Source organism: Stenotrophomonas sp. YJH_SMC_79 (genome assembly GCF_059367995.1).
In genome coordinates this window covers 473,136-497,699 of sequence record NZ_JCAFRK010000002.1, presented here as the reverse complement: position 1 = coordinate 497,699, position 24,564 = coordinate 473,136, and the positions used below count along the sequence as shown (strand labels likewise).

General features: G+C 64.9%; 22 protein-coding genes and 3 tRNA genes. 4 read left to right on the top strand and 21 right to left on the bottom strand.

The genetic code is table 11. The features are described 5' to 3' along the window. The 21 genes from rimP to AC5P57_RS08935 form a co-directional block, all read right to left on the bottom strand. Window positions 1-591 (bottom strand): ribosome maturation factor RimP, encoded by a 591-nt coding sequence (gene rimP, locus AC5P57_RS09035; RefSeq protein ID WP_100473464.1) that lies wholly within the window; start codon window positions 589-591, stop codon window positions 1-3. Between the two features lie 366 nt (window positions 592-957). Continuing rightward, window positions 958-1,034: transfer RNA gene (locus AC5P57_RS09030), tRNA-Met, on the bottom strand. A gap of 82 nt (window positions 1,035-1,116) precedes the next feature. Beyond that, window positions 1,117-1,193, bottom strand: a tRNA-Met gene (locus AC5P57_RS09025). 127 nt (window positions 1,194-1,320) lie between these two features. Further along, complete coding sequence (gene nuoN / locus AC5P57_RS09020; protein WP_099551930.1) at window positions 1,321-2,781, bottom strand: NADH-quinone oxidoreductase subunit NuoN; 1,461 nt, start codon at window positions 2,779-2,781, stop codon at window positions 1,321-1,323. A 15-nt stretch (window positions 2,782-2,796) separates the two neighbouring features. Beyond that, window positions 2,797-4,305, bottom strand: a complete 1,509-nt coding sequence (locus tag AC5P57_RS09015) for an NADH-quinone oxidoreductase subunit M (RefSeq protein ID WP_262234784.1) — start codon at window positions 4,303-4,305, stop codon at window positions 2,797-2,799. A gap of 23 nt (window positions 4,306-4,328) precedes the next feature. Then, window positions 4,329-6,503 (bottom strand): NADH-quinone oxidoreductase subunit L, encoded by a 2,175-nt coding sequence (nuoL, locus tag AC5P57_RS09010; protein WP_099551931.1) that lies wholly within the window; start codon window positions 6,501-6,503, stop codon window positions 4,329-4,331. 7 nt (window positions 6,504-6,510) lie between these two features. Further along, window positions 6,511-6,816 (bottom strand): NADH-quinone oxidoreductase subunit NuoK, encoded by a 306-nt coding sequence (gene nuoK / locus AC5P57_RS09005; RefSeq protein WP_005410454.1) that lies wholly within the window; start codon window positions 6,814-6,816, stop codon window positions 6,511-6,513. Further along, complete coding sequence (locus AC5P57_RS09000) at window positions 6,813-7,469, bottom strand: NADH-quinone oxidoreductase subunit J (protein WP_099551932.1); 657 nt, start codon at window positions 7,467-7,469, stop codon at window positions 6,813-6,815. The genes nuoK and AC5P57_RS09000 overlap by 4 nt, the downstream gene beginning before the upstream one ends. Window positions 7,470-7,478: 9 nt before the next feature. After that, window positions 7,479-7,967 carry an NADH-quinone oxidoreductase subunit NuoI gene (gene nuoI, locus AC5P57_RS08995; protein ID WP_005410456.1) on the bottom strand — a complete coding sequence of 163 codons (489 nt, stop codon included), beginning with the start codon at window positions 7,965-7,967 and terminating at the stop codon, window positions 7,479-7,481. 4 nt (window positions 7,968-7,971) lie between these two features. Then, window positions 7,972-9,066, bottom strand: coding sequence for an NADH-quinone oxidoreductase subunit NuoH (nuoH, locus tag AC5P57_RS08990; protein ID WP_005410457.1), 1,095 nt, complete (start codon window positions 9,064-9,066; stop codon window positions 7,972-7,974). Then, a complete protein-coding gene (gene nuoG, locus AC5P57_RS08985; RefSeq protein WP_262234782.1) occupies window positions 9,063-11,297 on the bottom strand; it encodes an NADH-quinone oxidoreductase subunit NuoG in 2,235 nt (744 codons plus the stop codon). The genes nuoH and nuoG overlap by 4 nt, the downstream gene beginning before the upstream one ends. Continuing rightward, the gene (nuoF, locus tag AC5P57_RS08980) at window positions 11,294-12,634 is read right to left on the bottom strand and encodes an NADH-quinone oxidoreductase subunit NuoF (protein WP_005410459.1); all 1,341 of its coding nucleotides are present in this window, start codon (window positions 12,632-12,634) and stop codon (window positions 11,294-11,296) included. Before nuoF ends, nuoG begins: the two co-directional genes overlap by 4 nt. Before the next feature lie 4 nt (window positions 12,635-12,638). Beyond that, window positions 12,639-13,166: an NADH-quinone oxidoreductase subunit NuoE gene (gene nuoE / locus AC5P57_RS08975; RefSeq protein ID WP_006381132.1), complete on the bottom strand. Its 528-nt coding sequence runs from the start codon at window positions 13,164-13,166 to the stop codon at window positions 12,639-12,641. Window positions 13,167-13,263: 97 nt separating this feature from the next. Beyond that, window positions 13,264-14,571, bottom strand: a complete 1,308-nt coding sequence (locus tag AC5P57_RS08970; protein WP_099551934.1) for an NADH-quinone oxidoreductase subunit D — start codon at window positions 14,569-14,571, stop codon at window positions 13,264-13,266. Continuing rightward, on the bottom strand, window positions 14,568-15,317 hold the full coding sequence (locus tag AC5P57_RS08965) for an NADH-quinone oxidoreductase subunit C (RefSeq protein WP_262234780.1): 750 nt from the start codon (window positions 15,315-15,317) through the stop codon (window positions 14,568-14,570). Before AC5P57_RS08965 ends, AC5P57_RS08970 begins: the two co-directional genes overlap by 4 nt. Window positions 15,318-15,350: 33 nt before the next feature. Continuing rightward, window positions 15,351-15,905, bottom strand: coding sequence for a NuoB/complex I 20 kDa subunit family protein (locus tag AC5P57_RS08960; RefSeq protein ID WP_005410463.1), 555 nt, complete (start codon window positions 15,903-15,905; stop codon window positions 15,351-15,353). Next, window positions 15,896-16,252: an NADH-quinone oxidoreductase subunit A gene (locus AC5P57_RS08955; RefSeq protein WP_005414075.1), complete on the bottom strand. Its 357-nt coding sequence runs from the start codon at window positions 16,250-16,252 to the stop codon at window positions 15,896-15,898. Before AC5P57_RS08955 ends, AC5P57_RS08960 begins: the two co-directional genes overlap by 10 nt. Window positions 16,253-16,363: 111 nt before the next feature. Continuing rightward, a tRNA-Leu gene (locus AC5P57_RS08950) sits at window positions 16,364-16,448 on the bottom strand. 51 nt (window positions 16,449-16,499) lie between these two features. Beyond that, window positions 16,500-16,937 carry a preprotein translocase subunit SecG gene (gene secG, locus AC5P57_RS08945; protein WP_099551936.1) on the bottom strand — a complete coding sequence of 146 codons (438 nt, stop codon included), beginning with the start codon at window positions 16,935-16,937 and terminating at the stop codon, window positions 16,500-16,502. A gap of 31 nt (window positions 16,938-16,968) precedes the next feature. Then, window positions 16,969-17,724 carry a triose-phosphate isomerase gene (gene tpiA, locus AC5P57_RS08940; RefSeq protein WP_099551937.1) on the bottom strand — a complete coding sequence of 252 codons (756 nt, stop codon included), beginning with the start codon at window positions 17,722-17,724 and terminating at the stop codon, window positions 16,969-16,971. Window positions 17,725-18,423: 699 nt separating this feature from the next. After that, entirely contained in the window at window positions 18,424-19,401 is a 978-nt protein-coding gene (locus tag AC5P57_RS08935; RefSeq protein WP_099554899.1) for an isopenicillin N synthase family dioxygenase, read from the bottom strand. Window positions 19,402-19,552: 151 nt separating this feature from the next. Between AC5P57_RS08935 and AC5P57_RS08930 the strand changes: the two genes are divergently transcribed. The 4 genes from AC5P57_RS08930 (at window position 19,553) to galE (ending at window position 24,556) form a co-directional block, all read left to right on the top strand. Beyond that, a complete protein-coding gene (locus tag AC5P57_RS08930; RefSeq protein WP_262234777.1) occupies window positions 19,553-21,433 on the top strand; it encodes a DUF3413 domain-containing protein in 1,881 nt (626 codons plus the stop codon). Between the two features lie 18 nt (window positions 21,434-21,451). Further along, window positions 21,452-22,597 carry a glycosyltransferase family 4 protein gene (locus AC5P57_RS08925; RefSeq protein WP_262234776.1) on the top strand — a complete coding sequence of 382 codons (1,146 nt, stop codon included), beginning with the start codon at window positions 21,452-21,454 and terminating at the stop codon, window positions 22,595-22,597. Beyond that, window positions 22,590-23,447: a polysaccharide deacetylase family protein gene (locus AC5P57_RS08920; protein ID WP_005410470.1), complete on the top strand. Its 858-nt coding sequence runs from the start codon at window positions 22,590-22,592 to the stop codon at window positions 23,445-23,447. The genes AC5P57_RS08925 and AC5P57_RS08920 overlap by 8 nt, the downstream gene beginning before the upstream one ends. Window positions 23,448-23,515: 68 nt before the next feature. Next, window positions 23,516-24,556 carry a UDP-glucose 4-epimerase GalE gene (gene galE, locus AC5P57_RS08915; RefSeq protein WP_262234774.1) on the top strand — a complete coding sequence of 347 codons (1,041 nt, stop codon included), beginning with the start codon at window positions 23,516-23,518 and terminating at the stop codon, window positions 24,554-24,556. Window positions 24,557-24,564: the final 8 nt, after the last annotated feature.

The following is a 24,564-nucleotide window of genomic DNA, read 5'->3' as shown; positions in this document are numbered from 1 at the left end:
TCACTCCGCGCGCGGCTTCTTTGCCGCCGGCTCGTTGGAAGAAGAATTCGTGTTCGGCTTCGGACGCTTCGGTGCCGGACCGGTCGGCTTGCTCGGGGCCAGCCCCAGCGCCACCCAGTCGGGCATGATCCGTGCCTTGTCGATGTTGTCGGCCGACACCACCACTTCGGTCTTGTCGACGATGAAGGTGATGGTGCCTGCGACCTCGTCGGTCGCCTCGATACGGCCCTGCAGGCGACGACGGTTGTCCTGCGGCAGCTTCAGCGTGACCTTGGCCGATTCACCCTGGTGGCGAGCGAACTGCTCCAGGTTGAACAGCGGGCGATCCACGCCAGGCGACGACACTTCCAGCGTGTAATTGCCGCTGATCGGGTCTTCGACGTCCAGCTGCGCCGACACTTCGCGGCTGACCCGCTCGCAGTCGTCGACATTGATGATGCGCTCTGGCTGTTCAGCCAGCGGCACGTCGATGTAAAGGCGCAGGGTCGCACCGCCGGGGGCCGGCAGATACTCAACGCCCAGCAGCTCCAGGCCCAGCGACACAACGGTCGGGGCGAGCAGATTCGCGATGTCGGTTGCCTTGTCGCTCACAGCCTGCCTTGATCTCTTGGTTGGGTGCCGGCCTTGGCCGGCGTGAAAACATGACGCCCCGGAAACGACAAAGGGCCCGCTGGGCCCCTTTTCCGGAAAGACTCCGGTGACTGGATTCCGGTTGCAACCTGCATTGCCTGCCGGTTGCGGCCCTCCTTCCGGGTCCGGCCTCCCGCCGGGAGACCGCCTTCAGGGGTACTGCTAGGCCGCTGATGATAGCGGCTGCACCGCGCTGGTGCAAGGTGCGGGGCCAGGGGTCCGATCCCTTTTCCCGCGAAAAGGGATCTGCCCCCGATCACGCAGGAACGACACAAATCCCAAAGAAAAACGCCCTCGAAGCAGGACTTCGAAGGCGATCTCTTTACTTGGTAGCGGGGGCAGGATTTGAACCTGCGACCTTCGGGTTATGAGCCCGACGAGCTGCCAGACTGCTCCACCCCGCATCAGAAGCGGAATTATGAGTGATAGCTTCAAAACATGCAAGCCTTCCCTCATTCATCAACCCGGTTGGCGCCGGTTCGATGTTGGTAGCGGGGGCAGGATTTGAACCTGCGACCTTCGGGTTATGAGCCCGACGAGCTGCCAGACTGCTCCACCCCGCACCGGAAGTGTTTGAACTGCTGCCCTGCTCTTTCGAGGAGGGCTACCGCAACGATGTTCTGGCTGAACCGCTGCAGTGACAACTCAGGCTGCGCATATTACACGAATCGCGCAGCTTTGTGTCAACTTTTATGCAAGATGCGCAAAAGCCTTCTGGCACCACAGCATGATCGGGTTCCAGGACAGGCCCAGGGCCAGCAGCGCCAGTGCATTCACGCCCAGCACCACGCCCAGCACGCGGTCGTTGCTGCGCGGCATGGCCTCGCCCACCGGCTCATCGAAGTACATGACCTTGATGACGCGCAGGTAGTAGAAGCAGCCGACCACGGCGCACAGCACGCCGAGGATGGCCAGCCACAGCAGGCCGCCATTGACGGCTGCGCCCAGCACCGCCAGCTTGGTCCAGAAGCCCAGGAACGGCGGGATGCCGGCCAGCGACGCCATGATGCACAGCACCAGGCCGGCCATCCACGGGTTGCGGGCGTTCAGGCCCTTGAAGTCCTCGATGTTCTCGGCTTCAAAGCCGGCACGCGACAGCGCGATGATCGCGCCGAAGGCGGCGGTGGACATGATGGCGTAGGCCAGTGCGTAGAACAGCGCAGCGGCATAGCCCTGCGCGCCACCACCGGCGATGCCCATCAGCAGGAAGCCGATGTGCGAGACGGTGGAGAACGCCAGCATGCGCTTGAGGTTGCTCTGCGCGATGGCCATCAGGTTGCCGATGACCAGCGAGACCGCGGCCAGGCCGGCAATCAGCAGCTGCAGTTCGGTCGACAGCGGACCCACGCCCATTTCCAGCAGGCGGTAGGCCATGCCGAAGGCGGCCAGCTTCGGCGCCGAGCTGATGAACAGTGCGATCGGTGCCGGGGCACCCTGGTACACGTCCGGCAGCCACATGTGGAACGGCGCGGCACCCAGCTTGAAGGCGACGCCGGCGATCATGAACACCGCACCGGTGATCAGCAGCACGCGCTCTTCCGAGTGCGGGATGGCGTCACGGATGACGTCCAGATGCAGGCTGCCGGTGGCGCCGTAGATCAGCGACATGCCGTACAGCAGCAGGCCCGAGGCCAGCGAGCCGAGCACGATGTACTTCATCGCCGCCTCGGAGGCCAGGCCGTTCTCGCGGTTGCTGGCGACCAGAGCGTAGGAGCACAGCGCCAGCAGTTCCAGGCCCAGGTAGACCATCAGCAGGCTGCCGGCCGAAACCAGGATCATCATGCCGGCGGTGCCGAACAGGATCAGCACCGGGATCTCGCCCTGGAACAGGTTGCGGTCACGCAGGTAGCGCCAGCCATAGACCAGGGTCAGGCCGCTGAGCAGCACGATCCCGGTCTTCATCACGTCCGCGGCGGTATCGCGCACGAACATGCCATGGAAGACCTCCCCCTGCCCGCCCACGCCGGTGGCCAGCATGAACAGCACCACGGCCAGCGCAGCGAGCGAGAACAGGTGGGTGACGATCTTGTTCCGGTTGCTGACGAACAGGTCGAGGATCATCAGGGCGAAGGCGCTGCCGATCAGCACCAGCTCGGGAGCGAGCGGTGGCAGGTCAGCGGCGGTCAATGGCAGCAGCGGCGAGGTGGTCATCATCAAATCCTGGAATTACAGCAGCTTGCTGGATGCGATCTGCATCGCCAGCTTCGCGATCGAGGGCTCCATCAGGTCGGTCAGCGGCTTGGGGTAGATGCCCAGGGCCAGCACGCCGATGGCGAACACGCCCAGCACCAGCCATTCGCGGCCGCTGATGTCCTTCAGTTCGGCCACGTGGCTGTTGGCCACTTCGCCGAAGAAGATGCGCTTGTACAGCCACAGGGTGTAGGCGGCGCCGATGATCAGGGTGGTGGCCGCACCCAGTGCGATCCACGGATTACGCTGGAAGGCCGACAGGATGACCATGAACTCGCCGACGAAACCGCTGGTGCCCGGCAGGCCCGCATTGGCCATGAAGAACAGCATGGCGAAGGTGGCGAACCACGGCATCACATTGACCACGCCGCCGTAATCGGCGATGCGGCGGCTGTGCATGCGGTCGTACAGCACGCCGACGCAGGAGAACATCGCACCGGACACGAAGCCGTGCGAGATCATCTGCACCATGGCGCCCTGCAGGCCCAGGCGGGCCGCATCGGCGTTGCCGGCTTCACGCACCAGCCACAGGGCGATGAAGGTGCCCAGGGTGACGAAGCCCATGTGCGCGATCGACGAATAGGCGATCAGCTTCTTCATGTCGTCCTGCACCAGGGCGACCAGGCCGACGTAGATCACCGCGATCAGCGACAGCGCGATCACCAGCCAGGCCCATTCCTGCGACGCGTCCGGGACGATCGGCAGGTTGAAGCGCAGGAAGCCGTAGCCACCGATCTTCAGGGCGATGGCGGCCAGGATCACCGAACCGGCGGTCGGCGCTTCCACGTGGGCGTCCGGCAGCCAGGTGTGGACCGGGAACATCGGCACCTTGACCGCGAAGGCGATCAGGAAGGCGAAGAAGATCCAGGTCTGTTCCTTGGCCGACAGCGGCAGCGCGTACAGGTCGGCCAGCTGGAAGCTGCCGCCCTTCATGTACAGGTAGATCAGCGCCACCAGCATCAGCACCGAGCCGAGGAAGGTGTACAGGAAGAACTTCAGCGCAGCGTAGATGCGGCGCGGGCCGCCCCAGACACCGATGATCAGGAACATCGGGATCAGCATGGCTTCGAAGAACACGTAGAACAGCATCGCGTCCGTCGCGGCAAAGATGCCGACGGTGACGCCTTCCAGGATCAGGAAGGCGGCCACGTACTGGTTCACGCGCTTGTCGATGGCGCTCCAGGCACCGATCAGGGCAAGCACGCTGACCAGGGTGGTCAGCAGGATCAGCGCCACGGCAATGCCGTCCACGCCCAGGTTGTAGCCGATCTTGTACGCCGGGATCCACGCATGGGTCTCGACGAACTGCAGACCGTCGATGCCCGCATTGTAGCCGCTCAGCAGCGAGAGGCTTGCAACGAAGGTGAGCACCGCGACGCCCAGCGACGCCCAGCGGGCAGTCTGTGCATCACGGATCGCAAGGATCAGGGCGCCACCGATGATCGGCAGCCAGATGAGGACACTGAGTAGAGGCCAGTTCGACACGTCTTCTTATTCCGTACAGGTCATCAACGCAGGTAATGCATCAGCACGCCCAGCAGGGCAATCAGGCCGATGATCATCGCGAAGGCGTAGTGATAGAGGAAACCGGATTGGGTACGACGCAGCACGCCGGCTGCAACGTCCACAACACGTGCCGAGAGATTGACCACGCCGTCGACGATGTTGCTGTCGATCCAGCGCGAGACCTTGCCCAGCTTGACGCTGCCACCGGCAAAGCCATCGATCCACAGCTTGTCGAAGCCGTACTTGTTTTCCAGCACCGAAACGATCGGGGCGAAGGTCTTGCGCGCCTTGCCCGACAGGTCCGGCTTCCACAGGTAGAACAACGCGGCCAGCAGGAAGCCCGCCAGGGTGAGCCAGAACGGCGGCAGCATCATGCCGTGCAGCGCGAACGCGACCGGGCCATGGAACTCTTCACCCAGGAACGCGACGGTGTTCTTGGCCGGATCGTAGAAGTCGACGATGCCGGTAAAGAACGTCTGTGCCTGGCCCTTGATCGCCTCGTGCGCATGGTGGCCGGCCCAGTCGGTGCCGTGCAGCATCGGACCGATGCTGAAGAAACCGATGGCGATCGACGGGATGGCCAGCAGGATCAGCGGCAGGGTCACCACCCACGGGGTTTCGTGCGGCTCATGCGGACCGTGGCCATGGCCGTGGTCATCATGGGCATCGCCGTGGTGGGCATCGGCATGGTGCGCATCTGCGGCATGGTGATCGTCATGGCCGTGGCCATGGTCATCATGCGCGTCACGGAAGCGCTCCTTGCCATGGAAGGTCATGAACAGCAGGCGGAAGCTGTAGAAGCTGGTCACCAGCACGCCACCCAGCACCGCCCAGTAGCCATAGGTGGCCACCCAGCTGTTCTGCATGTGGGCGTGGATCTCGGCCGCCTCGATGATGGTGTCCTTCGAGTAGAAGCCGGAGAAGAACGGCGTGCCGACCAGGGCAAGCGTGCCGATCCACATGGTGATGAAGGTGATCGGCATGTACTTGCGCAGGCCGCCCATCTTGCGCATGTCCTGCTCGTGGTGCATCGCGATGATGACCGAACCGGCGCCCAGGAACAGCAGGGCCTTGAAGAAGGCGTGGGTCATCAGGTGGAACACGGCGGCCGAGTAGGCCGACACGCCCAGGGCGACGGTCATGTAGCCCAGCTGCGACAGCGTGGAGTACGCGACGACGCGCTTGATGTCGTTCTGCACGATGCCGATCAGGCCGGTGAAGAACGCGGTGGTGGCACCGATGAACAGCACGAAGTTCAGCGCGGTCTGCGACAGCTCGAACAGCGGCGACATGCGGGTGACCATGAAGATACCGGCGGTCACCATCGTCGCGGCGTGGATCAGTGCCGAGATCGGGGTCGGGCCTTCCATCGAGTCCGGCAGCCACACGTGCAGCGGGACCTGGGCCGACTTGCCCATGGCGCCGATGAACAGGCAGATGCAGATGACGGTGGCGATCGACCAGATCACCGGCTCGTTCAGCAGCTGCATGCCCAGGATGGTGCCGTCCCAGATCTGCAGCTGGGCGCGCGGGTCAGCCAGCATGCCGGCCTGCGAGAACACCTGCGAGTAGTCCAGGGTGCCGAACACCCACAGCACGCCGGCGATGCCCAGCAGGAAGCCGAAGTCACCGACGCGGTTGACCAGGAACGCCTTCATGTTGGCGAAGATCGCGGTCGGGCGCTTGAACCAGAAGCCGATCAGCAGGTACGACACCAGGCCCACCGCTTCCCAGCCGAAGAACAGCTGCAGGAAGTTGTTGCTCATCACCAGGGTGAGCATCGAGAAGGTGAACAGCGAGATGTAGCTGAAGAACCGCTGGTAGCCCGGATCGTCCTGCATGTAGCCGATCGTGTAGATGTGGACCAGCAGCGACACGAAGGTCACCACCACCATCATCATCGCGGTCAGCTTGTCGACCATGAAGCCGACATGGGCCGAATACTGGCCAACCTCGAAGAACGTGTAGATGTTCTGGTTGAACGGCTGCGCGCCGCCCCACATCAGCTGGTAGAACGTGTACATCGACAGGCCGCAGGCTACCGCGACGCCGAGGATGGTGATGGTCTGCGCGCCGAAGCGCTTGACCTGGCGACCGAACAGGCCGGCGATGATGCTGCCGAACAGCGGTGCAAGCACCACTGCGATCAACAGACTCTTGGAGAGAGTGATTTCCATCTGTGGATCAGCCCTTCAGCGAATCGACTTCGCCGACATTGATCGTGCGGCGGGTACGGAACAGGGTCACAAGGATCGCCAGGCCGATGGCGGCTTCCGCGGCGGCGACGGTCAGGATGAAGAACACGAACAGCTGGCCGGACGGATCGCCCAGCTGACGCGAGAAGCCGACGAAATTGATGTTCACCGACAGCAGCATCAGCTCGATCGACATCAGCAGGACAATGACGTTCTTCCGGTTGAGGAAGATGCCGGCCAGGCTGATGGCGAACAGCACCGCGCCAAGCGCAAGCATGTGGCCAAGGGTAATCACGGCTGGGTCTCCTCGCCGGTGGCCGGCTTGCTGTTGCTGTGCACGACCGGTGCTTCGGCGCCCATCTTGACCATGCGCAGGCGCTGGTCGGCCTTGACCATGGTCTGCTCACCCGGGTTCTGGCTCTTCACGCCGGTACGGCGACGCAGGGTCAGCATCACGGCGGCGACCACGGCCACGGTCAGGATGACGGCGGCGAACTCGAACGGCAGCAGGTATTCGGTGAACAGCGTGCGCGCCAGCCAGGTGACGTTGGAGCTGTCGGCAGCGACCGCAGCGGCGTTGTCGGCCGGGAACGGGGTGACCGCCCTGCCCTTCACGCCGATCAGGATCAGCATCTGCACCAGCATCGCCACCGCCACGATCAGACCGACCGGCAGGTAGCGCACCCACCCCTCACGCATCTTGGTGGGGTCGATGTCCAGCATCATCACCACGAACAGGAACAGCACCATCACCGCGCCGACGTAGACCAGCACCAGCGCCACGCCGAGGAACTCGGCGCCCACCAGCAGCCACACGCAGGCAATGGAGAAGAAGGTCAGCACCAGGCACAGCACTGCATGCACCGGGTTGCGCACGCTGATCACCGCACCGGCCGAAACCGTTGCCGCGATGGCGAACACCCAGAAAGCGATATTTACCCAATCCATCTCTCGACCTCAGCGGTAAGCGGCATCGGCGGCACGACGCTCGGCGATCTCGTTTTCGAGACGATCGCCAAGGGCCAGCAGCTGCGGCTTGGTAACGATGTTTTCGCCACGGTTCTCGAAGTGGTACTCGAGGATGTGGGTTTCGACGATCGAGTCCACCGGGCAGCTTTCTTCGCAGAAGCCGCAGAAGATGCACTTGAACAGGTCGATGTCGTAGCGGGTGGTGCGGCGGGTGCCGTCCTCGCGCTTGGCCGAGTCGATGGTGATGGCCAGGGCCGGGCACACCGCTTCGCACAGCTTGCAGGCAATGCAGCGCTCTTCGCCGTTGGGATAACGACGCAGCGCGTGCAGGCCACGGAAGCGCGGCGACTGCGGGAACTTCTCCATCGGGTACATCATCGTGTACTTCGGCTTGAAGCTGTACTTCAGCGTCAGCCAGAGGCCCGCCAGCAGTTCGAGCAGCAGCAGGCTCTTGAAGTAATGGGTAATCCTGTTCATCACTTTAGACGCCCTTTTGAATCACGCCGAAGAACACCATGACGGCGGTAACCGCGATCCACAGAATGGCCAGCGGGATGAAGACCTTCCAGCCCAGGCGCATGATCTGGTCATAGCGGAAGCGCGGGAAGCTGGCACGGAACCAGATGTAGGCACTGGCGAAGAAGAACACCTTGACGAACAGCCACGGTGCACCGCCCTTCCAGATCCAGTCGACCAGCGGCGAGACATCGCCGAAGTTGACCCAGCCCTGGACCGGGCTCAGCCAGCCACCGAGGAAGAAGATCGAGATCAGGAAGCTGATCAGGATCATGTTCGCGTATTCGGCCAGGAAGAACAGGGCGAACGCGCCGCCGGAGTATTCGACCATGTGGCCTGCAACGATTTCCGACTCGCCTTCCACCACGTCGAACGGCGCGCGGTTGGTTTCAGCCACGCCCGACACCCAGTAGATGACGAACAGCGGGAACAGCGGCAGCAGGAACCAGTCGAAGAAGCCAGAGCTGCCAGCCTGCGCCATCACGATGTTGCTCAGGTTCAGGCTGCCGGCGGCGATCATCACGCCGACCAAGGCGAAGCCCATGGCGATTTCGTAGCTGATCATCTGCGCCGAGGCGCGCATCGCACCCAGGAACGCATACTTCGAGTTGGACGCCCAACCGGCCAGGATGATGCCGTAGATGCCCAGCGAGGTCATCGCCAACAGGTACAGCAGGCCAGCGTTGGCGTTGGACAGCACGATCTGCGAATCGAAGGGCACCACCGACCAGGCCGCGAAAGCCGGGGCCAGGGTGATCAGCGGCGCCAGCAGGTAGATCGCCTTGTTGGCGCTGCTCGGCTGGACCACTTCCTTGAACAGCAGTTTGAAGACGTCGGCGAAGGCCTGGAAGATGCCCATGCCCACGTACATCGGGCCGTGACGGACGTGCATCCAGCCGATCAGCTTGCGTTCCCAGACCACGTAGAAGGCCACCGAGATGATCACCGGCACGGTGATCACCAGGATCTTCAGGATGATCCAGATCAGCGCGCCGATGTCACCGAGGCCAAGCAGCCACTGGTGCAGCGGGTCGACCGCGTTCAACAGCAATTCGTTCATGCAGCCACCACCGATACACGAGCGGCACCCAGCGGCGCGGTCGCGCCGTGGCCCGATTCAATCCAGACCGAACCCGCAGCGACGCGGGCGTCGACCACCACCGGCAGGGTGGCCTTGCCGGCATCGGTGCCGACCTTGGCCATCTGCCCTTCCTGCAGCTGCAGGCGAGCGGCATCTTCAGCGTTCAGCACGATGCGCGGGGCGTTGTTGAGCGGATGCGACTGCAGCGCCGGCGCACGGCGGACCACCGCATCGGTGCGGTAGATCGCGGCGGTCGAAGCCACTTCCAGGCCTTCGCCGGCAACCACCGGCTGCGCCGAAGCGGCAACGGTGACCGACACCGGGGCCAGGCTGGCACGCAGGCCGGCCAGGTCGGTGAAGTCGAAACCGGCAACCGCCAGCTCGCCGCCCAGGGCGCGCAGCACGCGCCAGCCCTCACGGGCCTCGCCCGGCAGCTTGCCGCCGGCACGGGCCGACTGCTCGCGACCATCGAGGTTGGTCAGGGTGGCGTCGATTTCCGGCAGCGCGCCGATCGGCAGGATGACGTCGGCAACGTCGCGGGTGGACACGCAGGCGAACTGGCTGAAGGCCACCACCTGGGCACCGGCCAGCGCCTTGCGCGCGGCGGGAGCGTCGGCGAAGTCCAGGCCCGGCTCCAGGCCGTACACCACGTAGGCCTGGCGTGGCTGCGCCAGCATCGCGGCGACGTCCTTGCCGGCCGGCAGCACGCCGGCGCGGGTCAGGCCAACGGCGTTGGCGCCCTGCGGGATGCGGCACAGCTTGGCGCCGGTGGCGGCTGCGAACTCACGCGCGGCAGCGCGGATCGCGGCAGCCTGCGGGTGGTTCTCGGCGATGCCACCGACGATCAGCACGGTGTTGTTGCCGCCCTGCACCGCCGAGCGCAGCTCGGCGTTGGCCAGCGCGTCGACGAACTTCGACGGCGCGACGATCTGCTTGCCAGCAATGCTGAAGGCAAAGTCGAAGTCCACCGGGTTGACGACGTGGATCTTCGCACCGTTGGTGGTCTGCGCCTTGCGCAGGCGGGCGTGCAGCAGCGGCAGTTCGTGGCGGATGTTGCTGCCCAGAACGACGATGCGGTCGGCGCCTTCGATCTCGGCCAGCGGCAGGCCGAACACTTCGGCGGTTGCGGCGTCGGAGAAATCGCGGTTGTTGATGCGGTGGTCGATGTTGCTCGAGCCCAGGCCCTTGGCCAGGCGGGCCAGCAGCGCGCCCTCCTCGTTCGAGGTGGACGGGTGCACCAGCACGCCCAGGTTGTCGCCCTGGTTGGCCTTGAGGATCTCGACGGCCGCGGCCAGGCCTTCGGCCCAGCTCACTTCCTTCCACTCGCCATTGACCTTGCGCAGCGGCTTGACCGCACGGTCTTCGCTGTACAGGCCCTGGTGCGAGTAGCGGTCACGGTCGGACAGCCAGCACTCGTTCACCGCTTCGTTGTCGCGCGGCACGGTGCGCAGCACTTCGCCGCGACGCACGTGCAGGAACAGGTTCGAACCCATCGCGTCGTGGTAACCCAGCGACTCGCGCGCGGTCAGTTCCCACGGGCGGGCGCGGAACTGGAACACCTTGTTGGTCAGCGCGCCGACCGGGCAGACGTCGACGACGTTGCCCGACAGCTCGGTGGTCAGCGGCTTGCCGTCGAAGGTACCGATCTGCAGGTTCTCACCGCGGTACATGCCACCCAGCTCGTAGGTACCGGCAACGTCAGCAGTGAAGCGGACGCAGCGGGTGCACTGGATGCAGCGGGTCATCTCGGTGGCGACCAGCGGACCCATGTCCTCGTCCGGCACCACGCGCTTGCGCTCGTTGAAGCGGCTGACCGAACGGCCATAGCCCAGCGATACGTCCTGCAGCTCGCACTCGCCGCCCTGATCGCAGATCGGGCAGTCCAGCGGGTGGTTGATGAGCAGGAACTCCATCACCGAGCGCTGGAACTTCAGTGCCTTCTCGCTGCGGGTGGCGACCTTCATGCCGTCCATCACCGGGGTGGCGCAGGCCGGCGCCGGCTTCGGCGACTTCTCCACGTCCACCAGGCACATGCGGCAGTTGGCGGCGATCGGCAGCTTCTCGTGGTAGCAGAAGCGCGGAATGGAGATGCCGGCCTTGTCGGCGGCCTGGATGATCATCGAGCCCTTGGGCACGACCAGCGACTTGCCATCGATCTCGATGGTGACGTGATCGGGTGGGACGCTCGGATTTACGGGTTGCGCGCTCATGCGGCGGCTGCCTCCACCTTCTTGCCGTCAACCATCGAATGACCGTTGACGATGTAGTACTCGAACTCGTCCCAGAACTGGCGCAGGAAGCCCTGGATGGGCCATGCAGCCGCTTCGCCGAACGCACAGATGGTGTGGCCTTCGATCTGGCCGGCCACCGCCTTCAGCTGGTGCAGGTCTTCCATCGTGGCCTTGCCGGCGACGATGCGCTCCAGCACGCGGTGCATCCAGCCGGTGCCTTCACGGCACGGGGTGCACTGGCCGCAGGATTCCTTGTGGAAGAACTGGCTGATGCGGCAGGCGAACTTCACGCAGCAGACGCTGTCGTCGAGCACCACGATCGCACCCGAACCCAGGCCGGAGCCCAGTGCGCGGATGGTGTCGTAGTCCATCGGCAGGTCCTTCAGCTCGGCCGCGGTCAGCACCGGCATCGACACGCCGCCCGGGATCGCGCCCTTCAGCGTGCGGCCCGGACGCAGGCCACCGGCCATTTCCAGCAGGTCGTGGAATTTGGTGCCGAGCGGCACTTCGAAGTTGCCGCCATTCTGCACGCAGCCGGACACCGAGAAGCACTTCGGGCCGCCGTTGGCGGTCAGGCTCAGGCCCTTGAACCACTCCGGACCGTTGCGGATGATCGCCGGCACCGAGCCATAGGTTTCGGTGTTGTTGATCGTCGACGGCTTGCCGTACAGGCCGAAATTGGCCGGGAACGGCGGCTTGTAGCGCGGCTGGCCCTTCTTGCCCTCCAGCGATTCCATCAGCGCGGTTTCTTCGCCGCAGATGTACGCGCCGGCGCCCAGCGCACCGTAGATGTCGATGTCCACGCCCGAGCCCATCACGTTCTTGCCCAGCCAGCCGTTCGCATAGGCGTCAGCCAGGGCCTGCTCGAAGTGCTCGAACGGCTCGTGGTGGAACTCACCGCGCAGGTAGTTGTAGCCCACGGTCGAACCGGTGGCGTAGCAGGCGATCGCCATGCCTTCCACCACCGAATGCGGGTTGTAGCGCAGGATGTCGCGATCCTTGCAGGTGCCCGGCTCGGATTCGTCCGAGTTGCAGAGGATGTACTTCTGCATGTTGCCCTTGGGCATGAAGGACCACTTCAGGCCGGTCGGGAAGCCTGCGCCACCGCGGCCGCGCAGGCCCGAGGCCTTGACCATCTCGATGACCTGCTCCGGCGGGATCTTCTCTTCGAGGATCTTGCGCAGGGCGGCGTAGCCACCGGTCTTCAGGTAGCTTTCGTACGACCACGGGGTGTCGTAATGCAGGGTGGTATAGACCACCTGGTGCGGCAGCGGCGCGGGGCCGACCGGACCCTTGGATTCGTGGTGATGTGCCATGCCCTTACTCCAGCCCGTCCAGCAGCTCGTCGACCTTTTCCAGGGTCAGACGCTCATGGTAGTGACCGTTGATGACCATCATCGGCGCGCCACCGCAACCGGCCAGGCACTCTTCCTCGCGCTTGAGGTAGACGCGGCCGTCCGGGGTCGATTCACCGTGCTTGATGCCCAGCTTCTTCTCGCAATGGCGCACGATGTCCTCGGCGCCATTGAGCCAGCAGCTGATGTTGGTGCAGATGGCCACGTTGTTGCGGCCCACCTTCTCGGTCTCGAACATCGAGTAGAAGCTGGCGACCTCGTAGGCCCACACCGGCGGCAGGTCCAGGTACTTGGCCACGCCGGCGATCAGCTCGTCGGTCAGCCAGCCCTCGTTCTGCTCCTGGGCCGCATGCAGGCCCTGCAGCACGGCAGAGCGCTTGCGGTCCGGCGGGAACTTGGACAGCCAGTGATCGATGTGAGCGCGGGTCTTGTCGCTCAGCACCACCATCGGGTCGACGTCGCGCGCCGCCTCGAAATTACCTGTCGCCTTCATCGGCCGACCTCAGCGAAATGCATAACGTGAAATTCCAGAAACTGCGGCGCCGGCTTGCGCCGGCTGCCTGCAGCGGGCGTTGGCGTGGCGGACGGCATTACCGGTCAACCTCGCCGAACACCAGGTCGTAGGTACCGATCATCGCCACCACGTCGGCCAGCATGTGGCCGCGCACGATCGAATCGATCGAGGACAGGTGGGCGAAGCCCGGCGCACGCAGGTGCACGCGGAACGGCTTGTTGGCGCCATCGGAGACCAGGTAGCAGCCGAATTCGCCCTTCGGGGCTTCCACCGCCGAGTAGGTCTCGCCGGCCGGCACGCAGTAGCCTTCGCTGAACAGCTTGAAGTGGTGGATCAGCGCTTCCATGTCGTCCTTCATGTCCTCGCGCTTGGGCGGAGCGACCTTGAAGTTCTTCACCATCACCGGGCCCGGGTTGGCCTTCAGCCACGCCACGCACTGCTTGATGATGCGGTTGGATTCGCGCATTTCGGCAACGCGGACCAGGTAGCGGTCGTAGCAGTCGCCTTCCTTGCCCAGCGGGATGTCGAAATCGACGGCATCGTACTTGGCGTACGGACGCTTCTTGCGCAGGTCCCAGGCGATGCCCGAGCCGCGCAGCATCACGCCGGTCATGCCCCACTGGTGGGCCAGCTCCGGAGTGACCACGCCGATGCCGACGGTACGCTGCTTCCAGATACGGTTGTCGGTCAGCAGGGTTTCGTATTCGTCGATGCGCTTGGGGAACTCGACGGTGAAGTTCTCCAGGAAGTCCAGCAGCGAGCCTTCGCGCGAAGCATTGAGCTGCTTCAGCGCCTTGCCCTTGTGCCAGCGCGATTCCTTGTACTTCGGCATGTGGTCCGGCAGGTCGCGGTAGACACCGCCCGGACGGTAGTACGCCGCGTGCATGCGCGCGCCGGAGACCGCTTCGTAGCAGTCCATCAGCTCTTCGCGCTCGCGGAAGGCGTACAGCATCACCGCCATCGCACCCAGGTCGAGCGCGTTGGAGCCCAGCCACATCAGGTGGTTGAGGATGCGGGTGATTTCGTCGTACATGGTGCGGATGTACTGCGCGCGCTCCGGCGCCTCGATGCCCATCAGGGTCTCGATCGCGCGCACGTAGGCGTGCTCGTTGCACATCATCGACACGTAGTCCAGACGATCCATGTAACCGATCGACTGGTTGAACGGCTTGGACTCGGCCAGCTTTTCGGTACCACGATGCAGCAGACCCACGTGCGGGTCGGCGCGCATGATGGTTTCGCCGTCCATTTCCAGGATCAGGCGCAGCACACCGTGCGCGGCCGGATGCTGCGGGCCGAAGTTCATGGTGTAGTTGCGGATTTCCTGCCGGCTTTCGGCGGTGTTGCTGGCGAATGCTTCGCCGGCCTGGTGTACGTGGCTCACTTCACTGCCTCCTGCGCGCGCTCACCTTCTGCGGTCTGCAGACGGGCGTCGTCGCGGATCACGCGCGGCACGCCGACACGCGGCTCCACCGAGGTGACCGGTTCGTAGATCACGCGCTTCTTTTCTTCGTCGTAGCGGACTTCGACATTGCCGATCAGCGGGAAGTCCTTGCGGAACGGATGGCCGACGAAACCATAGTCGGTCAGGATCCGGCGCAGGTCCGGGTGGCCTTCGAAGATCACGCCGTACAGGTCGAACGCTTCGCGCTCGAACCAGTTCAGGCCCGGCCAGATGCCGGTCAGCGAGGACACCACCGGCAGCGCTTCGTCAGGGGCGAAGCAGCGCAGGTGCATCATCAGGTTGTGCTGGTACGAACGCAGCTGGGCGACCACGGCGAAGCGCTGGGTCGGCATGTGCTGCGGGCGGGCACCGTCGGCACCGTTTTCCTCGGTGGGGAACTCGCCCCACGCGAAACGGCCCTGGGCCTTGCCTTCGACACCACGGCTGAAGCCCTGCGAGGACACGTCGGCGGTGTCCCATTCGTCGGAGCCATAGCCAAGGTAGTCGACGCCGCAGAGATCCACGGCCTGCTCGAAACCAAACTCGTTACGCAGCGCCAGCGCGGTGGCATGCCACTCGGCGGCAGGCACCTCCAGCGTCACTTCGCCGCGGGGTTCGACCACGATGACCTTCGCACCAGCGAAACGTGCGGAGAGTCGGTCGATGAAGGATGCTTGCTCTGCCATGGGGGCTTGGCGCGCTCTTGTAGTGTGGAAGGGTCAGCGGGCGATGGTCTGTGTACGCCAGATCTTCTTCTGCAGCTGCAGGATCCCGTACACCAGCGCCTCGGCGGTCGGCGGGCAACCCGGGACGTAGACGTCCACCGGCACCACGCGATCACAGCCGCGCACGACAGAATAGGAGTAGTGGTAATAACCGCCACCATTGGCGCAGCTACCCATCGAGATGACCCACTTCGGGTCCGGCATCTGGTCGTAGACCTTGCGCAGCGCCGGGGCCATCTTGTTGACCAGGGTACCGGCCACGATCATCACGTCGGACTGGCGCGGCGACGGGCGGAACACCACGCCGTAGCGGTCAAGGTCCAGGCGCGCGGCGCCGGCGTGCATCATCTCGACCGCGCAGCAGGCCAGGCCAAAGGTCATCGGCCACATCGAGCCGGTGCGCGCCCAGTTCAGCAGTGCGTCGACGCTGGTGGTGACGAAGCCCTTCTCCAGCAGCGGGTTGTCGCCTTCCGGCCGCAGGATGTCATCAACCCGGCCTTCCGGCGTGGGGTTGTTCATGAGGCCATCGAGAGTCTGAATCACTCCCATTCCAGCGCTCCCTTCTTCCAGACGTAAATGAAACCGAGGAACAGCATGCCGACGAACAGGCCCATGGTGACGAGCGAACGGGCGCCCAGCTCCATGAAGACCTGGGTCCACGGCACGATGAAGATGATTTCCAGGTCGAAGACGATGAACTGGATCGCGATCAGGTAGTAGCGCACGTCGAACTTCATGCGCGCGTCTTCGAAGGCCTCGAAGCCGCACTCGTACGGCGACAGCTTTTCCAGATCGGGGCGGCGGGGACCGAGGAATCGACCAACCAGCATCAGCGTAATGCCGATACCGGTGGCAACGATCAGAAACAGCAGAGACGGCAAATATTCGGCCAGCACAGCGATTCTCTCTTGCCTCTGCCGCTGCGCCTGCAGGCGCTTTGGCATGGGGGAGTGGACGGGAATCTACCTGGCGCCTTGCGCGCCAGGCGAACCCGCTTTACTTACAAATGGTGCCCAAGAGGGGACTCGAACCCCTACGACCTAAGTCGCTACCACCTCAAGGTAGTGCGTCTACCAATTCCGCCACCTGGGCAAACGATCACATCAGACTATCTTTCCGATGCGCCGCGTATTGTAACCGGCTTCAGTGTTTCTGGGAGCCTTCCGAAGGCTTTTCTTCACCAGAAACCGAAGATTCCGCCTGAGCCGGCACATTCGCGGCCGGAACCGGGGCTGCCGGGACCGTATCGGCCTTCGGAACGGCCGGCAGTTCGCCCGCCGGAGCCGCCGGAGCAGCCACCGCCGGGGCGGACATCAAGCCCAGGTCCTGGTCGGCCGCCGGACGGCTGCCATGACCGGCATACCAGGCCATGAAGAGGCTGATGCCGAAGAACACGACGGCCAGCCACTTGGTCGACTTGGACAGGAAGTTCGAGGCGCCACGCGCACCGAACACCGTACCCGAGGCACCGGCACCAAAGCCCGAACCCGCCGCCGCACCCGAGCCACGCTGCATCAGGATCAGCGCGATCATGGCCACAGCGACCAGCACGTAGACGACATTGAGGATCAACATCAGCATTGGAAACCGCCCTCGGACAATACTTCTAGGATTAGTTCGCGGCCGCCGCCCTTGCGATGGCCAGGAAGTCCGCGGCCACCAGGGAGGCGCCGCCGACCAGCCCACCATCGACATCCGGCTGCGCGAACAGTTCCCCGGCATTGTCGGGCTTCACGCTACCGCCGTAAACAATGGGCAGTGAATCAGCGATTCTAGCATCGATACGCGCGACTTCGCCACGGATGAACGCGTGCACCTGCTGTGCCTGCTCCTTGGTGGCGGTACGGCCGGTACCGATGGCCCAGACCGGCTCATAGGCAACCACCGCCTGGGCGAAACCGGCGGCACCCACCAGTTCCAGCACCGGTGCCAGCTGGCTGGCGATGACCGCCTCGGTCTGCCCCGCTTCGCGCTGCTCCAGGGTCTCACCCACGCACAGCACCGGCACCAGGCCGGCGTGCTGGGCCGCGGCGAACTTGCGCGCGACCAGTTCGCTGCTTTCATGGTGGTACTGGCGGCGCTCGGAGTGGCCGACCAGGCCATAGCGGGCACCCACCTCGTGCAGCATGGCGGCACAGACCTCGCCGGTGTAGGCGCCCTTCTCGTTGCTGCTGACGTCCTGGGCACCGAACACCAGCCCGGTGTCACCAAAGTCCTCGACCAGCTCGCCCAGGTACGGCAGCGGCGGCAGGATCACCACGTCCACCCCGTCCAGCGGCAGCCCGGCGGCCACCTGCCCCAGCAGTTCATTGGCGAATTGACGGCTGCCATGCAGCTTCCAGTTTCCGGCGACGATCTTGCGGCGCATGAGCGGGTGGCTCCTGTGTGAAGTCAGCCGGTCATGATACCCGTTACGGCAAAAATCCGTTTCCGTGTAAGCGGTTACATGGATTTTCAGCCAACGGCGCAGCCCCTCGTGGCGGGGGTTGGGTTGTCGCGGAAGGCCCGGTTGGGTTGGTGGGATTGGCCGGGCGGGTGGGCTGCGCAGGGGACGCTGCAAGTACGTCCCTGTAAGCTCTTAGGCGCCATCCATGGCGCCTGCGCCCCTGCGCAACCCACCCGCCCGGCCTCTGACACATCGCGGCGGTTCTGGCCGCCACGGAAAGAAAAAAGAAGAGCAGAAGCAAAAGCAGCATCCCGGCCTGTTCCGGGGTCAGATCCCTTTTCCGCAGGAAAAGGGATCTGACCCCTACCCCACGTCGATCTGACAGATTCCATCCACGCATGGCGTGGATCTACTGGCCACCGGCCAACTGTCGAAGGCGGGGCGGTGTGGGTGGGCAGGACCGCAGGCGCCATGGATGGCGCCTACGAGCCCCCATGGACGGGTTTACGGCGTGTCCTGCCCACCCACACCGCCCCGCCCAACCCGCAGAAACCCAGAGCCGCTTTGGCTTTGGCCTCTGCGGGTGCAGGGCGCAGCCCTGCCGAACACCCTCCGCTGCGCTCGCCGGGCACGGCCCGGCGCTACCCGTAATGAAAAAGCCGCCTTTCGGCGGCTTCTTCATTACTTCAGCTTGATCTCGCGCAGGCGCTCTTCGAGGAAGCCGTGGGCGGTGATCGGCTCCGGGTACCGGCTCGGGTTCTCCGCGGTGATGCACGACGGCAGCACATCGATCAGGAAATCCGGGTTCGGGTGCAGGAAGAACGGCACCGAGTAGCGCGGCTGGCGGGCCAGCTCGCCCGGGGGGTTGACCACGCGGTGGATGGTGGACGGATACACGTGGTTGGTCAGGCGCTGCAGCATGTCGCCGATGTTGACCACGATGGTGTCCGCGTCCGAAGTGAACGGCACCCACTCGCCCTCATGCGACTGCACTTCCAGGCCCGCGGCGCTGGCGCCGACCAGCAGGGTGATGAAGTTGATGTCGCCATGGGCGCCGGCACGCACGTTCGGGATGTCGTCGGTGGTGATCGGCGGGTAATGGATCGGGCGCAGGATCGAATTGCCGAAGTTGGTCTTGTCGGCGAAGAAGGTCTCCGGCAGACCGATGTGCAGGGCCAGGGCCGACAGCACGCGCGAACCCAGGTTGTCCAGCGCCTGGTACAGGCCGTAACCCCGCTCACGGAAACCCTCGACCTCGGTCGGCCACAGGTTCGGCGCCATCACCTCACGGTACTTGGAGTCATCGGCGATCTCGCGGCCGATGTGCCAGAACTCCTTCAGGTCGAAGTGCTTGGAGCCCTTGGCGGTCTCCACGCCGAACGGGGTGTAGCCACGGGCGCCACCGCTGCCGGCGACGTGGTACTTGCGCTTGACCTCGTCCGGCAGGGCGAAGAAGGCCTTGAAGGCATCGTAGGCCGCGTCGATGTCGGCCTGCGGAATGCCGTGGTTGCGGATGCCCGCGAATCCCCATTGGCGGTAGGCCGCGCCCAGCTCGGCCACGAAGGCCTCGCGGTCGCTGTCAAAACGGGTGATGTCGAGGGTGGGGATCTGGCTCACAGCGATTCCTGGCTTGTCATTGGGTCTGGGGGGCCCGCGCATTCATGGCCCGCCTGAACATTGTGACAGATCGCCCGGCGGACGCTACTCGATCCTCGGAAACAAATCGATACAATGCGCGACCTGCGCACATTTAACGAATCCATCACGTTGGTAGCGCAAGCCCCGACCGCGCCTCCCGACCCGAAGCACCATGCCCGACGCCCCAGCCGCCATCGCCCTCCCCCCCGCAGGCCCTGCCCTTCGCTGGCGCCGGCTTGCGTGGTGGTCACTGTTCGTCCTGGGCAATGCACTGCTGGCGACGGTGATCACCCTCGGCAACGTGCCGCTGCACGACAACCCGGGCGGCCACCAGGGCCTGGCCTATCTCGCGATTGCCCTGCCGGGGCACCTGCTCGCCTTCGGCGCGCTGGCCGGTGCGCTGCCACTGCTGCTGGGCCTGTGGCCGCGCAGCGCGCGCACGCTGAGCATCAGTGCCGTACTGCTGCAGGGCGTGTGGCTGTGCCTGCTGCTGGTCGATGCCAAGGTGTTCACCCTGTACCGCTTCCACCTCAATGCCATGGTCGTGAACATGGTGTTCGGCGGCGCCTTGCAGGACCAGGTTGCGTTGTCGTGGAAGACCTGGGTGCAGGTCGGCCTGCTGGTGGCGGCCATTTTCACCGCCGAGGGCATCCTGGCCTGGGCGTGCTGGAAGCTGCTGCCGGCCGCGCCCCGCCGGCGCAGGGTGCTGCAGGCCTGGGCCGCGGCCGCCCTGCTGATGGCGAGCGGCCAGGTGGCCACCGCCTACTACGACGCACGCGGCGACCGTGACGTGATTGCCCAGTGGAACTACCTGCCGTGGGCCCAGCCGATCACCGCCAAGAGCTTCATGCGCAGGCTGGGCGTGGTCAGTGAACAACAGGTCGGCCTGCCCGATCCGCGCCATGCGCAGCTACTGTATCCGCTGCAGCCGCTGCGCTGCCAGAGCCCGCAGCGGCCCAACGTACTGATGGTCGTGCTGGAATCGCTGCGCCACGATGCGCTTACCCCGCAGATCATGCCGAACACCTCGGCACTGGCGACGTCCGCTCGCGTCTATGACCGCCATTTCAGCACAGGCAACGCCACCCGCTATGGCCTGTTCGGCCTGCTCTACGGCCTGCCGGGCGGCTACTGGCAAAGCATGCTTGACGAGCAGCGCGGCTCACAGCTGTTCAAGGTGCTGGGCCAGCAGGGGTACGACCTGCACCTGTACGGCAGCGCGCCGATGTACAGCCCGGAATTCGACCGCACTGCATTTGCGGATGTCCGCGACCAGCTGCACCAGGGACCTTCCGAGCTGGGTTCGGAAGGCCGTGACAGCAGCATCGTGGCCTCGCTTCAGAAGGACATCCGTGCCAGCCAGGCAGCGCACACGCCGTGGTTCGGCTTCGTCTTCCTCGATTCCACCCATGCGCCCTACCACATGCCCGCAGGCTACCCGCCGCTGGCGACCCCGATGGCGCAGGAAATCGACTTCCTCAAGTTCGGCCCGGACCACGACCCGGCCCCGGAACTGAACCGCTACCGGACCGCCGTGCATTACGCCGACAGCCTCGTCGGCACCCTGCTGGACGATCTGCGCGCGCAGGGCCTGGACCAGAACACCATCGTCCTGGTCACCGGCGACCACGCCGAGGAGTTCAACGACCTGAAGCTGAACTACTGGGGCCACAACGGCAACTTCTCCGACTACCAGCTCCAGGTGCCGTTCGTGCTGCACTGGCCCGGCCAGGGCAGCGGCCACGAAGCACGCATCAGTTCGCACGAGGACTGGGTGCCGACCCTGATGCGGCACGCCCTGGGTTGCGAGAACGCACTGAGCGACTTCAGCACCGGCCAGGATCTGCTGGCCGAACCCGCAGGCGAGCGCGCACTGGTGGTGGAAAGCTGGTCACAACGTGCCGTCCGGCACGGCAACGCCATCTACGTGTTCGACAAGTTCGGCAATGCAACGGCGCTTGACCTGCACTATCGCCCGCTGCCGCAACAGGCCCCGGATGCCGGCGCCGTCCGTACCGCATGGGAAGCGCTTACCCGCTTCCGCAACCGCTGACCACAGAGGATGGATTCCATGAAACGCTCGCTGCGGATCCTGCATACCGAAGCCGCCCGGGGAATGGGTGGCCAGGAGATCTACATCTTCCGCCACATGCAGGTGATGCGTGCGCGTGGACACCAGGTGTCGCTGCTGTGCCAGCCCGATGCCCGCCTGGCCCAACTCGCGCGCGACGATGGCTTCACCGTGCATACCCTGCGCATGGGCGGCCTGGCACGGCTGCTGCGCGGCATCTGGTCGGTGTCACGCCTGGTGCGCCGCGAGCGCTACGACGTGGTCAACACCACCAGCCGCCGCGACGCACTGATCGCCGCGGCCGGCGCACGCCTGGGCGGCACGCCACTGGTGGTGCGCTCGCGCCACCTGATGAGCCCGGTCAATTCGCTGCTGACCTATACCGGTCTTCCGCACCGGATCATCACCGTCAGCGATTTCGTCAAGCGCCTGCTGGTCGATCGCGGCATTGCCTCCGAACACATCGGCATCGTGCCCCCCATGGCAACGCCCCCGCGCTGGGGCATGACCGAGCAGGGCGATCCCTGGAAGAACCTGCAGGACACCCGCGCACAGGTCCGCGCCGAACTCGGTTTCGCCGAGCGCGACATCGTGGTCGGCTGCGTGGCCGTACTGCGCGAGCCCAAGGGTCATGCCGATCTGCTGCGCGCCATGGCCCCCCTGTGCAAGGCCAATCCCGACCTGCACCTGGCCGTGGTCGGTGACGGCGAGCCGGTAATGGGCCGCCTGCAGGCCCTGCGCAGCGAACTCGGCCTGGAGCAGCAGGTCCACCTGCTCGGCTTCCGCAGCGATGCCCACCGGCTGATGGCCGGTTTCGACATCTTCGCCCTGGCCACCCACAAGGAAGCCTCGGGCACCGTGTTCCTCGAGGCTGCGCAGGCGGCACTGCCGATCGTCTCGCATCACGTTGGCGGCGTGCCTGAAATGGTGGTGGAAGGCAGCAATGCCATCCTCACCCGGCTGGGTGATGACGCCGCCCTCACTGGCGCGTTGCGGCTGCTGGTGGATGATCAGGAACGTCGACGGCAGATGGGCCGCGCCGGTTGGGACTGGATCCGCAGCGCCAGGCAGTTCAGCGCGACCGGCCACGGCGAGGCCACCGAAAACTACTACCTCCAATGGTTGAAGGAGCTGGGTCATGGCTAACGCCAGAACCGTACCGGTGCTGATGCACCACCATGTCAGCAACTCGCCGGGCATGATCACCGTGTCCCCGGAGAACTTCGAGAGCCAGATCGCCTGGCTCGCACGTACCGGCTGGACCTCGCTGACGCTGGACCAGTACGCCGGCTTTCTCGCCGGCAAGCCGGTGCCGCGCAAGTCGATCGTGATCACGTTCGACGACGGCTACCTGGACAACTGGGTCTACGCCCATCCGATCCTGCAGAAGTACGGCATGCATGCGGTGGTGTTCGTGGTCACCGGCTGGATGCACGAAGGCCCGATCCGCCCGCATGCAGGCATCGAAGGTGCCGAACTGCCGGCCACGCCGGAACATCGTGCCTGCGAAGACCTGATCTACAAGCAGGGCCGCAGCGACGAGGTAATGATGCGCTGGAGCGAAGCGCGTGCGGCAATCGAAGCCGGCACGTTCGAGGTCCACTGCCATACCCACAGCCACACCCGTTGGCTCAAGCGCGATGACCTGGACCGTGCACAGCGCCGCGAAGGCATCAGCGGCGACCTGGCCATGGCGAAGCAGACACTGCTGGAAAAGCTCGGCGAAGTCTCCGATACGCTGTGCTGGCCTTATGGTGACTTCGACGATGACTACATCGAAGTGGCACGCGAACAGGGCTTCCGCTACCTGCACACCACCCACCCGTTCGGCCGCAACGTGATTGGTGGCGATCCGGAGCGCATCTATCGCTTCGCGATCCGCAACCGGCCGGCCAGCTGGCTGCGCAAGCGCATAGCATGGAGCTACAACCCGTTGATCGCGCCGATCTTCAACGGATTCAAGGCACGACAGAAGAAGATGGTACCTGGCCCTTGAGAGGCCACGTCCATCCTCATCAAGGCAGCACCCGGTTTTCGAATGGACTCCAAGGAAAAGTGAAGGCAATGAACGTACTGGTGACCGGCGGTGCTGGCTACATCGGCTCGCATGCCTGCGTGGAGCTGCAGCAGCGGGGGCACGGCGTGGTCATCGTGGACTCGCTGTGCAACAGCGACGCCAGCGTGGTCGAGCGCATCGGACGGATCACCGGCACGGCACCGGTGTTCGTGCAGGCTGACATCCGGGATCGACCGCGCATGGCCGCCTTGATGCAGGAACACGCGATCGATGCCGTGCTGCACTTCGCAGCGCTCAAGTCCGTGGGCGAATCCCAGAGGATTCCACTGCAGTACTTCGACAGCAACATCAGCGGTTCGATTGCCCTGCTCGGCGCCATGCAGGATGCAGGCGTGCAGTTGCTGGTCTTCAGCTCTTCGGCAACGGTGTACGGCAACCAGGACCACTGCCCGGTGGCCGAGACCGCTTCAACCTGTGCGATGACGCCCTATGGGCGCACCAAGCTGGTGGTCGAGCAGCTGCTCGCCGACCTGGCGGCAACGGGCCAGGACCTGCATGTCGCGACGCTGCGCTACTTCAACCCGGTCGGCGCCCACGCCAGCGCGCTGATCGGCGAGCTGCCGCATGGCACGCCGAGCAACCTGATGCCGTACATCGCGCAGGTTGCCGCCGGGCTGCTGCCGGAAGTGCAGGTCTTCGGGGATGACTATCCGACCCATGACGGTACCGGCGTGCGCGACTACATCCATGTGCAGGACGTCGCCAGCGCCCACGTGCTGGCCCTGCAGTTCCTCCGTGACCAGCGGCGCAGCATCACCCTCAACCTTGGCACCGGCCAGGGCCACAGCGTGCTGGAACTGATCCAGGCCTTCGAGCTCACCACCGGCATGCGGATTCCGTTCCGCATCGTGCCGCGACGCAATGGCGACATCGCGGTCAGCTTCGCCGATACCTCGCTGGCGCTGCGCGAGCTGGGCTGGAAGGCGCGTCACGATCTCACCGACATGTGCCGGGACACCTGGAAATGGCAGCGGGCGATGTCACAGGCCGCGCAAGGTGCAATGCCAACGCACCTGCCCGTGTGCTGATGCGGGCA

Coding starts and splice junctions, on each gene's coding strand:
- AC5P57_RS08965 (WP_262234780.1), bottom strand. CDS start 15,317: ATGGCAGAGCAAGCATCCTTCATCGACCGACTCTCCGCACGTTTCGCT.
- nuoF (WP_005410459.1), bottom strand. CDS start 12,634: ATGGCACATCACCACGAATCCAAGGGTCCGGTCGGCCCCGCGCCGCTG.
- galE (WP_262234774.1), top strand. CDS start 23,516: ATGAACGTACTGGTGACCGGCGGTGCTGGCTACATCGGCTCGCATGCC.
- tpiA (WP_099551937.1), bottom strand. CDS start 17,724: ATGCGCCGCAAGATCGTCGCCGGAAACTGGAAGCTGCATGGCAGCCGT.
- nuoG (WP_262234782.1), bottom strand. CDS start 11,297: ATGAGCGCGCAACCCGTAAATCCGAGCGTCCCACCCGATCACGTCACC.
- nuoL (WP_099551931.1), bottom strand. CDS start 6,503: ATGGAAATCACTCTCTCCAAGAGTCTGTTGATCGCAGTGGTGCTTGCA.
- nuoN (WP_099551930.1), bottom strand. CDS start 2,781: ATGACCACCTCGCCGCTGCTGCCATTGACCGCCGCTGACCTGCCACCG.
- AC5P57_RS08930 (WP_262234777.1), top strand. CDS start 19,553: ATGCCCGACGCCCCAGCCGCCATCGCCCTCCCCCCCGCAGGCCCTGCC.
- AC5P57_RS08935 (WP_099554899.1), bottom strand. CDS start 19,401: ATGCGCGGGCCCCCCAGACCCAATGACAAGCCAGGAATCGCTGTGAGC.
- nuoI (WP_005410456.1), bottom strand. CDS start 7,967: ATGAACAGGATTACCCATTACTTCAAGAGCCTGCTGCTGCTCGAACTG.
- secG (WP_099551936.1), bottom strand. CDS start 16,937: ATGCTGATGTTGATCCTCAATGTCGTCTACGTGCTGGTCGCTGTGGCC.
- AC5P57_RS08925 (WP_262234776.1), top strand. CDS start 21,452: ATGAAACGCTCGCTGCGGATCCTGCATACCGAAGCCGCCCGGGGAATG.
- nuoH (WP_005410457.1), bottom strand. CDS start 9,066: ATGAACGAATTGCTGTTGAACGCGGTCGACCCGCTGCACCAGTGGCTG.
- AC5P57_RS08960 (WP_005410463.1), bottom strand. CDS start 15,905: ATGGGAGTGATTCAGACTCTCGATGGCCTCATGAACAACCCCACGCCG.
- nuoE (WP_006381132.1), bottom strand. CDS start 13,166: ATGAAGGCGACAGGTAATTTCGAGGCGGCGCGCGACGTCGACCCGATG.
- AC5P57_RS09000 (WP_099551932.1), bottom strand. CDS start 7,469: ATGGATTGGGTAAATATCGCTTTCTGGGTGTTCGCCATCGCGGCAACG.
- AC5P57_RS08920 (WP_005410470.1), top strand. CDS start 22,590: ATGGCTAACGCCAGAACCGTACCGGTGCTGATGCACCACCATGTCAGC.